Source organism: Burkholderia orbicola, from assembly GCF_900100915.1.
In the GTDB taxonomy this organism is placed as follows: domain Bacteria; phylum Pseudomonadota; class Gammaproteobacteria; order Burkholderiales; family Burkholderiaceae; genus Burkholderia; species Burkholderia orbicola.
Window position 1 is genome coordinate 2741595 of record NZ_FNKW01000001.1, and the last position, 12873, is coordinate 2754467.

Below are 12873 nucleotides of genomic sequence, written 5' to 3' on the forward strand. Positions count from 1 at the left end.
CGTTGATTCGAAAAACCGTATTATCCCGCAAACGGCGCGGGCATCGGTACCTGGCCGATCGGCCAACCGCGCGACGCGTCGCCGCGTGCATCGGCCGAACGGCCAAAGCGGGCATTTTTTGGGCAGCCTGCGCGGCGGGGCGGCTACAATAGCGCCCATGTCAGATCCTCGCTTCGTCCATCTTCGCGTCCACTCCGAATTCTCGATTGCCGACGGCATCGTGCGCATTGACGACATCGTCAAGGCGGCTGCCGCGGACGGTCAGGGCGCGCTCGCGCTCACCGATCTCGGCAACGCGTTCGGCCTCGTTCGTTTCTACCAGGAAGCCCGCGGCAAGGGCATCAAGCCGATCGCCGGCTGCGACGTCTGGATTGCCAATCCGGACGACCGCGACAAGCCGTCGCGGTTGCTGCTGCTGGTCAAGGACAAGGTCGGTTACCTGAATCTCTGCGAGCTGCTGTCGAAGGCGTGGCTCACGAACCAGTACCGCGGCCGCGCGGAACTCGACGCGAGCTGGCTCGACGGCGAGCTCGCGCAGGGGCTGCTCGCGCTGTCGGGCGCGCAACAGGGCGATATCGGCCTTGCGCTGGCCGCGGGCAACGAAGAAGCCGCGCGCCGTCACGCCGAGCGCTGGGCGCGGGTGTTTCCGGGCGGCTTCTACATCGAGCTGCAGCGTTACGGGCAGCCGGGCGCCGAGGCGTACATCCAGCAGGCGGCGTCGCTCGCCGCGTCGCTGAAGCTGCCGGTCGTCGCGACGCACCCGACGCAGTTCATGACCGACGACGATTTCACCGCGCACGAGGCGCGCGTGTGCATCTCGGAAGGCGACATCCTCGCGAACCCGCGGCGCCAGAAGCGTTTCACGACCGACCAGTATTTCCGCACGCAGGACGAGATGGCCGCGCTGTTCGCCGACCTGCCGTCGGCGATCGCGAACACGGTCGAGATCGCGAAGCGCTGCAACCTGAAGCTCGAGCTCGGCAAGCCGAAACTGCCGCTGTTCCCGACGCCGGACGGCATGTCGCTCGACGACTACCTGGTCCAGTTGTCGAAGGAAGGGCTCGAGGCCCGTCTCGCGCAGTTGTATCCGGTCGAGGCCGAGCGCGACGCGCAGCGCGACACGTACTACAAGCGCCTCGAATTCGAGTGCGGGACCATCACGAAGATGGGCTTCCCCGGCTACTTCCTGATCGTCGCGGACTTCATCAACTGGGCGAAGAACAATGGCGTGCCGGTCGGCCCGGGCCGCGGCTCGGGCGCCGGCTCGCTGGTCGCGTACGCGCTCGGCATTACCGATCTCGATCCGCTGCGCTACAACCTGCTGTTCGAGCGCTTCCTGAACCCGGAACGCGTATCGATGCCCGACTTCGACATCGATTTCTGCCAGCACGGCCGCGATCGCGTGATCCAGTACGTGAAGGAGAAGTACGGCGCGGACGCCGTCTCGCAGATCGCCACGTTCGGCACGATGGCCGCGAAGGCGGCCGTGCGCGACATCGGCCGCGTGCTCGACCTCGGCTACATGTTCACCGACGGCATCGCGAAGCTGATTCCGTTCAAGCCCGGCAAGCATGTGACGATTGCCGACGCGATGAAGGAAGAGCCGCAGCTGCAGGAGCGCTACGACCACGAGGACGAAGTTCACCAGCTGCTCGACCTCGCGCAGCGCGTCGAGGGTCTCACGCGTAACGTCGGGATGCACGCCGGCGGCGTGCTGATCGCGCCCGGCAAGCTGACCGATTTCTGCCCGCTGTACACGCAGGGCGACGAGGGCGGCGTGGTCAGCCAGTACGACAAGGACGACGTCGAAGCCGTCGGCCTCGTGAAGTTCGACTTTCTGGGCCTCACGACGCTGACGATCCTCGACTGGGCCGAGCGCTACATCCGCCGCCTCGATCCGTCGAAGGCCGACTGGTCGCTCGCGCAGGTGCCGCTCGACGATCCGGCCTCGTTCCAGATTCTGAAGAAGGCGAACACGGTCGCGGTGTTCCAGCTGGAAAGCCGCGGGATGCAGGGCATGCTGAAGGATGCGCAGCCCGACCGCTTCGAGGACATCATCGCGCTCGTGTCGTTGTACCGTCCGGGCCCGATGGACCTGATTCCGAGCTTCTGCGCGCGCAAGCACGGGCGCGAGAAGGTCGACTATCCGGATCCGCGCGTCGAACCCGTCCTGAAAGAGACCTACGGCATCATGGTCTATCAGGAGCAGGTGATGCAGATGGCGCAGATCATCGGCGGCTACTCGCTCGGCGGCGCCGATTTGCTGCGTCGCGCGATGGGCAAGAAGAAGCCCGAGGAGATGGCCAAGCACCGCGAGATCTTCGCGGAGGGTGCGGCGAAGAACGGCCTCACGCGCGAGAAGTCCGACGAGATCTTCGACTTGATGGAGAAGTTCGCGGGCTACGGCTTCAACAAGTCGCACGCGGCCGCGTATGCGCTGCTCGCGTATTACACCGCGTGGCTGAAGGCGCACCATCCGGCCGAATTCATGGCGGCCAACATGACGCTCGCGATGGACGACACCGACAAGGTGAAGATCCTGTTCGACGACTGCGTCGTGAACAACCTCACCGTGCTGCCGCCGGACATCAACCAGTCGCATTACCGGTTCGAGCCGGTCGCGGAAGCCGACGGCAAGCGCTCGCGCACGATCCGCTACGGCCTTGGCGCGGTGAAGGGCAGCGGCCAGAACGCGATCGAGGAAATCCTGCGTGCGCGCGAGGAAAAGGCGTTCACCGACCTGTTCGACTTCTGCGAACGGATCGACCGGCGCGTCGTCAACCGCCGCACGGTCGAGGCGCTGATCCGCGCCGGCGCGTTCGATTCGCTGAACCCGAACCGTGCGCAGCTGATCGCGTCGGTGCCGCTCGCGATGGAAGCGGCCGACCAGGCCGAAGCGAATGCGATGCAGGCCGGCCTGTTCGACATGGGCGCCGAGTCGCCGCATGCGCATGCGCTCGTCGACGAGCCCGCGTGGGACGACAAGCGCCGCCTGCAGGAAGAAAAGGCCGCGCTCGGCTTCTACCTGTCCGGCCACCTGTTCGATGCGTATCGCGACGAAGTGCGGCGCTTCGTGCGGCAGAAGGTCGGTGATCTGAAAGAAGGGCGCGACAAGCTCGTCGCCGGCATCATCGCGTCGCTGCGCACGCAGATGACGCAGCGCGGGAAGATGCTGATCGCGCTGCTCGACGACGGCACGGGCCAGTGCGAGATCACGATCTTCAACGAACAGTTCGAGGCAAACAAGGCGCTGTTCAAGGAAGACGAGCTGCTGATCGTGCAGGGGCAGGCGCGCAACGACGCATTCACCGGCGGTATTCGCTTCACGGCCGATACCGTGATGGATCTCGAACGCGCGCGCAGCCGCTACGCGCAGGCCGTGCGGTTGACGATGAACGGCAACGCCGACGCGCTCGCGCTGCGCCGCGTGCTCGAGCCGCACGTGTCGAAGGACGATCCGGCCGCCGCGAACGTGGTCGACGCGCCCGCGCCGCGCGGCGGCGGCCGCGATGGCGGTCGGCGCCCGCCGCCGCCGCTGCCGAACGGGCTTGCGGTCCAGATCCACTACAGCAACGCGCGCGCGCAAGGCGAAATGCGTCTGGGCGACGCGTGGCGCGTGAAGCCGAGCGACGTGCTGCTGGCGGAGCTGCGTGCGGCGTTCGACGGCAGCGTCGTCGAAATCACGTACTGACCGCGCGCTGTTTCGACGCTGTCGCGCATAGGCGGCCCGTCGCATCGCCATCGTGCGGTGCGGCGGGCCGTTTTTACGTCGTGCAAGGGTAATCGGGCGCTTGGGCTTGCCATCCGGACGCTATACAATCCCGCGCTAACCGTCCGAACGCGGCGCCTGCCGCGGGTTCGCACGGCGAGCGGCGCCGGCAGTGCGCGCGTAAACAGGGGCGGATCGATGCGGCGTGCGGCGACCTGCGGCAGGGCAGGCCCGCGGATCAGGATGCCGTGGAACGGCCCGCCGCGACGATAAAAACGGATTGTCACCACATGACCATGGCCAATGGGAACCCGACGCAGCGGATCCTCGTGATCCGGATTGATTTTCTGGGCGACATGCTGTGCACGACGGCGTTTCTCCGCGCGCTGAAGGCGCGCTGGCCGGGCGCGGAGCTACATGTGGTCGCGAACCGCTACAACGCGGCCGCGCTGGCCGGAAATCCGGACGTGCACACGATCCACACCTACGTGTACAGCCGCCAGTGCGAGCGCAACGACCGCCCCGGGCGGATGCGCGCATTCTTCGACCGGCTGCGACTCGTGCGTCGCCTGCGCCGCTTGCGGTTCGACCTCGTGATCGTGCCGAACGGCGGCATGCATCGCAGCAGCATGCAGTTCGCGCGCCAGCTTCGCGCGAAGGATTGCCGCTGGCACGATGCCGAGACCGAATTCGACGATCGCAAGCCCGAGCATGTCGCGCAGCGGCCGATGTGCCATGAGGCGTTGTCGGGTTTCCGCTTGATGCCCGAACTCGGCTGCACCGATCTCGATGGTCTTGAGCTGTCGGTCCATCCCGATCGTGCGCGACAGGAAGCGTGGCATCGCCTGCTCGGCGCGCGTACGAAGCCGCGCGTCGGGCTGTTCGTGTCGAACAAGGCGGTCGAGCGCCGCTGGCCCGCCGACCGCTGGCGCGACCTCGGCGAGCGGCTTGCACCCGTCGCGGATGTGATCGTGTTTCGCGATCCGGCCATCGGTCAGGCCATCGAGGACGACGGATGGCGCGACGTGAATGCACGGCATGTCGCGCCGTCGTCGGTCGCCGATCTCGTGGCGGCCGCGAGCCTGCTCGATGCAATCGTCTCGGCGGACAGCGCGCCTGTCCATCTTGCGTCGGCGCTCGGCGTACCGGTGGCCGCCCTGTTCGAGGACCGCCCCGAGAAATACCTGCGCTGGCATCCGATAGGCGTGCCGCACGTGATCCTGCGCGCGGGTCGGACCGTCGATGCGATCGGTGTCGATGCGGTCGAGCGTGCGGTGCGCCACCTGCTGTCGCAGGCCGGCCAACGCGACGAAGCGCCGGCCGCCGCGGCGCGCGTGCAGCCGGCCGCCACCACGGCGCCCGCGATCGCGACGATCGCTTCGTAGCGCGGCACGAACGTCCCGCTCGCGTACCGCGCGACACGTCACGATCGGGCCGCATCGTGGCCTCTTCCATCGCCGGCGCGCGACGCCGCGCCGGCTGCTGCAAAATCCTGTACATTGCCAGCCTTGTTCAGCCAGCCAGACGATCGCCGTGGCCCTGTTTTCTTCCGCCCGTCCGCCCAGAACCATCCTCGTTGCCGCGCCGCGCCGTATCGGCGACGTACTGTTGACGACCCCGCTCGTACGGTCGCTGAAGGCCCGCTGGCCGGACGCGCAGATCGACATGCTGGTGTTTCGCGGCACCGAGGGCGTGCTCGAGCACAATCCGGACGTGCGGCGCGTGATCGTGGTCGCGCAGCGTGCGGGATTGGGCGAGCGGCTGCACGATGCGCTGTCGATGTGGCGCCGCTACGATCTCGCATGCGCGGCGCTGAGTTCCGACCGGCCGCGTTTCTATAGCTGGTTCGCCGGCCGCAAGCGGGTCGGCCTCGTCGACCCGAATCGCGTCACGTGGCTGACGCGGATGATGCTGAACGGGATCGCGATCAATCACCACGAATCTGCCCATACGGTCGTCAGTACGCTGGCACTCGCGCCGGTGATCGGCATCGAGCCGGTGTCCGAGGTCGTCGCGCCCGGCATCGGCGATGATCCGGCGCGGCGCGCGCGTTTCGACGCGTGGCTCGCCGAGTCGCCGGCGATCCGCGCCGGCAAGCCGCTGGTCGTGCTGCATCCGTATCCGATGTTCCGTTACAAGCAATGGCGGCTCGACGGCTGGGTCGAAATGATCGGCTGGCTGCGCGAGCAGGGCTTCGCGATCGCGCTGTCGGGCGGCCCGGCCGACCGCGAGCGCGAGTATGCGGAGCAGGTCGCGACCGAGGCGGGCGGCGACGTGCTGAACCTGGTCGGCCGCCTGACGTTCGGCGAGAGCGCGGAGCTCGTGCGGCGCGCGCGGCTCTTCATCGGGCCCGACACCGGCGCGACGCACGTCGCGGCCGCGACGGGCACCGACACGATTGCACTGTTCGGGCCGTCCGACCCCGTGCGCTGGGGGCCGTGGCCGCAGCACTGGCCTGCGACCGAGAATCCGTGGGCGCTGCGCGGCTCGGGGCGGCACGCAAACGTGTGGCTGCTGCAGGGGGACGGAGATTGCGTGCCGTGCCGCCACGAAGGCTGCGAGCGTCACGTCGACAGTCGCAGCGACTGCCTCGTCCATCTGGATGCGCAGCGCGTGAAGGCCGCGGCAGCCGAGATGTTGGGGTTGAATCCGCCGGGGCCGGCCGACGTCATCGTCGACACGTCGCGGCTGCGCCGTGCCGGGGCCGACTGACGCGTGCCTTTCTTCGTCAGCAGGAGTCTGTTTCGCGGAGCGCCGCGCGGCTCTCCGGCATCGACGGCGGATGTCCGCCGCCGCCGAACCGGCTGCGCGGGCCGCGGAACGTAGGCCGGCGTGCGTTACACGCTGCGCCGGATCGCCGACGTTTCGCGCGGCAGCGCTTCGCTGCGTTCGCCGCAACCGAGCAGGATGCCGGCCAGCAGCACGATCAGGTGCCCTTCGGCGAAATCCAGCAGCAGCGAATTCGCGAGACTGCCGATCGTGAAGATCGCGAGCCACGCGAGCAACAGGTGTCGCGAGCGCGGATCGAGCGCGCGGCTGCCGCGCGCGATCTGCACGATCAGGTTGACGAACAGCAGCAGGCCAACCGTGCCGAGCTGCACGGCCATCAGCAGATATTCGTTGTGCGGATTCGCCGTGAGCTGGCCTTCGGCGGCCGTCTTGCCGGCCGAGAGCTTCTGGAACTCGAGCTCGAGCCCCCCCGCGCCATAACCGAGCACGGGGCGCTGACGAAACAGCTCGATCCCCTTCTTGTACCACTCGAGGCGCAGCCCGGTCGACGTGACCGCATCGCTCTGCCGGTATTGCTGCACTTCCGTTGTGATCTCCGCGAGCCGGCCGTTGTGAACGGTACACGCGGCGACGACGAGCGCGACGCCGGACAGCACGAGCACACCGGCGGCGAGCGCCGCGCGCAGCGCCGACTGTCGGCGCTGCAGCAGCACGAAACGCACCGCGATGACGAGAATCAGCAGCAGTGCGACGATCTGCCCCGTGCGTCCCTGCAGCATCACGAATACGTTGACGAGCGCCAATGCCGCAACAAACGCATAGGCAATGCGCGGCAGCGCCGTGCGGGCCGTCAGCGCGAGATCGGCGGCCTGATAGAACAGCAGCGCGCCGAACATGCCGGCCGCGATGTGGTTCTTGAACACCCATGCGCGCGACACCGGCAACGCGGACGCATACGCCGGCCCGATCCCGGTCAGCCCGAGGTAGTTGGTGGTCGACAGCAGCAGAATCACGCACAGCGTGCCGAACCAGCAGCGCCGCACGATCGGCGCCCAGTTCGAATGACGGAACGCAAGCACGGCGAACGGCAGCAGCAACAGCTTGTCGTACTTCGCGACCCAGTTCCACGCCTTGTCATGCGGCGCGACCGTATAGGTGACGCTCACGGCCAGCGCGGCCAGAATCAGCAGTGCCGCGAGCGAAGCCGGGTCGGTGACGAACGAGCGCAGGTCGCGCCAGAATTCGGGGGAAATCACGAGCGCCACGGCGAACAGCCCGCAGAACACGTTGGTCAGCGCCGTCGAGACGGGCACCATGCAGAGCGCGGCGACGGCGAAGGCGCGGGCGGCGGTCAGGCGCCGCGTGGCGGGAGCGGAAAACGAAAGCATCGGAACCTGTCGTATGGACGAATGCGGCTCGCGGACATCGTGCACCGTGCCGCGTCGCGCATCCCGGCGAGAGAGCCGGGACGAACGGCGCAGTATACGCGAAGCAGGACGGCTTTCCGTGCGGTTTTCGGGGCCGGATCAGCTGAATGCGCGCTTGATCCGCGAGCGCAACAGCGCGCGTTTGAGGCGGCCTTCCACAGCCGGCGTATCGAGCGCGATCTGCGTGCCGACGGGCTCGCCGCGATGCAGGTAGTAGCGATCGAACGTCGCCTGGGTCATGCCCCATTTGTTCAGGAACTGGCGGCGGCCGTCGTTCTTGACGATCTTGCCGGTGCTCTTCTGCTGGAAGTGGTACACGAGGCTGTCGCCGACGCCGATGAAGATCCGGCAGCCGGCGTCCCAGAATTTCATCGAGAAGTCGTTGTCGCTGCTCATGCCCGGCGACAGCTCGCTGCTGTAGCCGCCGATGCGGTTCCACCAGTCGCGGTGCACGAGCGTCGGCGGCCAGGTCGAGCCGAGCCAGTCCGGGCGTGCCAGCTTCGGGGTCGCGGCGACCAGGCCGGCCGCGTCGAATTGCTCGGCGTCGCGGCCGAAATTGCTGACGACCACGCACGGATTGCGCGTGTCGACCGGCTCGATCATCGTGCCCGACAGCATGAACAGGTCGGTCGGCATCTGTTCGATGCGACGCACGAGCGCCGTGTCCCAGCCCGGGCAGCAGAACATGTCGTCGTTCATGTAGACGACGTAGTCGCGCGTGGCCCGCGCGGCGGCCAGGTTGACCGCATGGCAGATGCCGATGTTGGCCGGCGACGCGGTGTGCTCGATCCCTTCGTTGCGCACCCAGTCGAGCGTGCCGTCCGAGCCGTCGTTTACGTGCACGATGATCTGGTGGTCGTACGCGGAGTGCCGGCGCAGGCTGTCGACGACGAGCTTGAGGTACGGCAGGTTGTTCCAGGTCGGAATGATGATGGAGAACATGGTGGTCGGAATTCGGTGGTCGTCGTGGCGGGCGGCGCGCGGCGCAGCCGCTCGGGCGGGCATGGGCGGTGCGCGCAACCCGGCATTGTAACGCCGGGCCGGCCGTGCGCCGGGCGCTTGCCTGGGGCGCGTTCGCAAGCCCGTTATTGGTGAACAGGCTCTAGCGTACCGGTGCGTGACCGAGCTTCAGGAACCGGTAGTACACGGTTTCCGCGTTGAACACCGCGATCATGAAGCCCGCGCGACCGTCGAGGAACCCGCGCCGCAGCACGTAAGTGCGCACGAACGCCCACGCGCCGCGGCCGAGCGCCTTGCCGAAGCCGCCGCGCTGACCGGCCGCGCGGCGCTGGCGTGCGCCGGCCGTCGAATAGGCGTCGAGCTTGCGCACGACCGTTTCGAAATCCTCGTACGAGTAGTGCATCAGCTTGCCGGCCAAGCGCTGCGCGGCCGTATCGAACACGAGGCGCTCGTGCACGAGGTCGTCCGAGAACCGCGCGGTGCCGCGCCGGAACAGCCGCGGCACCCAGTCCGGATACCAGCCGCTGTGATGGATCCACTGGCCGCAGAAGCTCGACAGCCGGTCGAGCGCATAGACCTGCGCGGCCGGCGCGCGGATCGCGTCGCGGATCGAGCGCGCGAGTTCCGGCGTGACGATTTCGTCGGTATCGAGCGACAGGATCCAGTCGGTGCCGAGCGCGTCGAGCGCGCGGTTCTTCTGCGGGCCGAAGCCCGGCCAGTCGCGCTCGACGATCACGCGTGCGCCGTGCGCCTGGGCGATCGCGACGGTATCGTCGGTGCTGCCGCCGTCGACGACGACGACATCGTCGGCGAACGACAGCGCATCGAGACACTGCGCGAGTCGCGCGGATGCGTTGAGGGCGATGAGGGCGACGCCGAGGGTGGGTTCAGCCATGAAATCGTCGGAAAGGCGGAGAAAACGGTGAGCGGCAGTATACCTGCGGCCCGGCCGGCGGCCGTCTCGACAACGGCCGTGCCGGCGAGGGCGGTACAGCTATAATGTTGAGCCCTTTTCGGCACCCGCCCGACAGGGCGCACACCCGGGCGGCCACGTGCCGGGCGCCGCATCGCGGCTCAAGAAGGATTGCCTTGGAAACCCAGAACACTCTTCGCAAACCGATGGACGGCACCGGCACCTCGCCGATGACGGTCCTCAAGCGCCTGTGGCCGTACATCCGGCCGCTCATCGGCATCGTGGTGCTCGCCGTGGTGACGATGGGCGTCGTCGCGGCCACCGAGGCCGGTATCCCGGCCCTGCTCAAGCCGCTGCTCGACCACGGCTTCGGCTCGCACGGCAGCGACAGCGCGAAATGGTACGTGCCGATCGCGGTGATCGGGCTCGCGCTGGTGCGCGGCGTGTCGCAGTACACATCGAATTACCTGCTCAACTACGTATCGAACCGCATCCTGCTGCAGCTGCGGCTCGAGATGTTCCAGCGGATGATCCATACCGGCGCGTCGTTTTTCCAGCGCGAAACCGCGAGCACGGTGATCAACGCGATCGTGTTCGAGGTCAACCAGATCCTGTCGGTGCTGACGGGCGTGATGGTCACGCTCGTGCGCGATTCGCTGACGGTGATCTTCCTGCTCGGCTACCTGTTCTACCTGAACTGGCGGCTCACGCTGATCGTCGCGGTGATCCTGCCGGGCATCGGCTGGCTCGTCAGCAAGATCAACCGCCGGCTGCGCCGCCTGAACCGCGAGCACCAGACGCTGACCAACGAGCTGTCGTACATCGTCGAGGAGACGGTCGGCGGCTACAAGGTCGTCAAGGTGCACAACGGCGAAGCGTACGAGATGGACCGCTTCACGACGATGAGCAAGCGCCTGCGCGGCTACGCGATGCGCATGACGATCTCGGGCGGCCTCGCGCAGCCGCTCACGCAGTTCCTCGCGTCGATCGCGCTCGCGGTCGTGATCACGATCGCGGTCGTGCAGTCGTCGAACGACCAGACGACAGTCGGCGGTTTCGTCGCGTTCGTCACGTCGATGCTGCTGGTGATCTCGCCGCTCAAGCACCTGATCGACGTCAACCAGCCGCTGCAGCGCGGGATGACGGCCGCCGAGCTGATCTTCGGGCTGATCGACGAGCCGGCCGAGCCGCAGGGCGGCGGGCGGCCGCTGTCGCAGGCGCGCGGCGAGATCGAGTTCCGCGCCGTGTCGTTCGACTACGGCGCGGCCGAACGGCCGACGCTCGACCGTATCTCGTTCAAGGTCGCGCCGGGCGAAATGATCGCGCTGGCCGGCCCGTCCGGGAGCGGCAAGACGACGCTCGTGAACCTGCTCCCGCGCTTCTTCGACCCGACGGACGGCACGATCCTGGTCGACGGCGTGCCGGTGTCCGACTACGATCTCCACGCGCTGCGCAGCCAGATGGCGATGGTCAGCCAGGACGTCGTGCTGTTCAACGACACGATCGCCGCCAACGTCGCCTACGGGCAGACGCCCGACCGCGCACGCGTGCAGGCCGCGCTCGAGGCCGCGAACCTCGCCGATGCGGTCGCCGCGATGCCCGACGGGCTCGATACGCTGGTCGGCGGCAACGGGATGCGGTTGTCCGGCGGCCAGCGCCAGCGGCTCGCGATTGCGCGCGCGATCTACAAGGACGCGCCGATCCTGATCCTCGACGAAGCGACGTCGGCGCTCGATTCGGAGTCGGAGCGCCACGTGCAGGCCGCGCTCGAGCGGCTGATGGAAGGCCGGACGACGCTGGTGATCGCCCACCGGCTGTCGACGATCGAGCGCGCAGACCGCATCCTCGTGCTCGAGGCCGGCAAGATCGTCGAGGAGGGCAGCCACGACGAACTGCTGCGCCACGGCGGCCTCTACGCGCACCTGCACCGGATCCAGTACCAGCAGCAGGCGGCGTGACGCGCGCTCATGCGGCCGCGATGCCGTGTGCTAGTCTTCATCGGGCAGTCCCGGTCGTTTCTTGTTCGACGTGATACCACGGAGGGAAGGACAATGAAGAGGATGCACGGCATGATGCTGGCCGCATGGATCGCGGTCGGCTGCGCCGCCACCGCGGCGATGGCGCAGGATCACGGCAACCACGACAATCGCGATGACCGCGGCGGCCACGGCATGCAGCGCGGTCATGGCCCGAAACACGTGCCGCCCGGGCAGGCGAAGCATCGCGACGACGACGTACCGCCGCGCTGGGCCGACGGGCCGCGCCGCGACTGGCACAAGGGCGACCGGCTGCCGGACGAATTCCGCGACCGCCAGTACGTGGTCGACGACTGGCGCGGCTACCGCCTGAGTCCGCCGCCGCGCGGCTATCACTGGGTCGGCGTCGGCGGCGACTACCTGCTCGTGCAGATCGGCTCGGGCATCGTGCTGCGGGTCGGTCCGTAACCGGGGCCGTCACCCGGTCCATCACCGTGACGCCGCTTTCCGATCGTTCATCCGGCTGCCGGGCGCGTTGCCCGGCGCCGCGTCACTTTGCCGCCGCGCGGCGGAACCAGCGCCGCTCGATTCTCGACATCACCCAGCACACGCCGAGCGCGCACACCGTGCCGAGCGTCACTTCGCCGAACCGGATCAGCGGAACGTCCCACAGCGGGCCGTTGCCCGGAAACAGCAGCACGATCGTCGCGGTCACGCCGCCGAGCCGCGCGGCGCTGCCGATGTTCAGGCACCAGCAGCAGACGATCACGACCGCGACCGTGATCGCATACGCGACGAGGCGATCGCCGCCCAGCGCCGCGCCGGCGAAGCCGAGCACGCCGCCGACCATCGCGCCGATGAATTGGTCGCGCGACAGCGACATCGTGTCCGAGTAGTTGTGCTGCGTGACGGCGATCGCGGTGATCGCCGCCCACACGGCCTGCTCGCTATGCATCGCGCGGCCGATCGCATACGCGAGGCACGCGCCGCAGACGGCCTGCAGCGCCATCAGGCCGCCTTGCGCGAGCCGTTCGCTGAATGACAACCCCTTGAACAGATCGAAGATCGACTGCTGGATCTGCTGGCGGGCTTCGTTGAGTGTCCTGATCGTATCCATCGTGCATCGGCCAAGAAGCGGGTAGCGGGCGGCGCGCTGCC

At 67.9% G+C, this 12873-nt stretch carries 9 protein-coding genes; 5 read left to right on the forward strand and 4 right to left on the reverse strand.

Going from position 1 to position 12873, the window contains the following annotated elements:
- The first annotated feature begins 157 nt into the window (after positions 1–157).
- The 3 genes from dnaE to BLS50_RS13135 all read left to right on the forward strand — a co-directional run bounded on the left by dnaE (position 158) and on the right by BLS50_RS13135 (position 6421).
- Positions 158–3691: a DNA polymerase III subunit alpha gene (dnaE, locus tag BLS50_RS13125; protein ID WP_074802386.1), complete on the forward strand. Its 3534-nt coding sequence runs from the start codon at positions 158–160 to the stop codon at positions 3689–3691.
- A 314-nt stretch (positions 3692–4005) separates the two neighbouring features.
- Positions 4006–5094 carry a glycosyltransferase family 9 protein gene (locus BLS50_RS13130; RefSeq protein ID WP_053523787.1) on the forward strand — a complete coding sequence of 363 codons (1089 nt, stop codon included), beginning with the start codon at positions 4006–4008 and terminating at the stop codon, positions 5092–5094.
- Positions 5095–5242: 148 nt separating this feature from the next.
- On the forward strand, positions 5243–6421 hold the full coding sequence (locus BLS50_RS13135) for a glycosyltransferase family 9 protein (protein ID WP_074802387.1): 1179 nt from the start codon (positions 5243–5245) through the stop codon (positions 6419–6421).
- Positions 6422–6546: 125 nt separating this feature from the next.
- Here the strand turns inward: BLS50_RS13135 and BLS50_RS13140 are convergent, their stop codons facing one another.
- The 3 genes from BLS50_RS13140 to BLS50_RS13150 form a co-directional block, all read right to left on the reverse strand.
- Entirely contained in the window at positions 6547–7827 is a 1281-nt protein-coding gene (locus tag BLS50_RS13140) for an O-antigen ligase family protein (protein ID WP_074802388.1), read from the reverse strand.
- 138 nt (positions 7828–7965) lie between these two features.
- Positions 7966–8808, reverse strand: coding sequence for a glycosyltransferase family 2 protein (locus BLS50_RS13145; protein ID WP_011545853.1), 843 nt, complete (start codon positions 8806–8808; stop codon positions 7966–7968).
- A 160-nt stretch (positions 8809–8968) separates the two neighbouring features.
- Positions 8969–9721, reverse strand: coding sequence for a glycosyltransferase family 2 protein (locus tag BLS50_RS13150; protein WP_027806449.1), 753 nt, complete (start codon positions 9719–9721; stop codon positions 8969–8971).
- A gap of 224 nt (positions 9722–9945) precedes the next feature.
- On the opposite strand from BLS50_RS13150, the gene msbA reads away from it, so the two are divergent.
- Positions 9946–11697, forward strand: a complete 1752-nt coding sequence (gene msbA / locus BLS50_RS13155) for a lipid A export permease/ATP-binding protein MsbA (RefSeq protein ID WP_011694340.1) — start codon at positions 9946–9948, stop codon at positions 11695–11697.
- A 93-nt stretch (positions 11698–11790) separates the two neighbouring features.
- Positions 11791–12183 (forward strand): RcnB family protein, encoded by a 393-nt coding sequence (locus tag BLS50_RS13160; protein WP_074802389.1) that lies wholly within the window; start codon positions 11791–11793, stop codon positions 12181–12183.
- An 82-nt stretch (positions 12184–12265) separates the two neighbouring features.
- Here the strand turns inward: BLS50_RS13160 and BLS50_RS13165 are convergent, their stop codons facing one another.
- Entirely contained in the window at positions 12266–12832 is a 567-nt protein-coding gene (locus BLS50_RS13165; RefSeq protein ID WP_006478216.1) for an FUSC family protein, read from the reverse strand.
- Between the last annotated feature and the right edge of the window lie 41 nt (positions 12833–12873).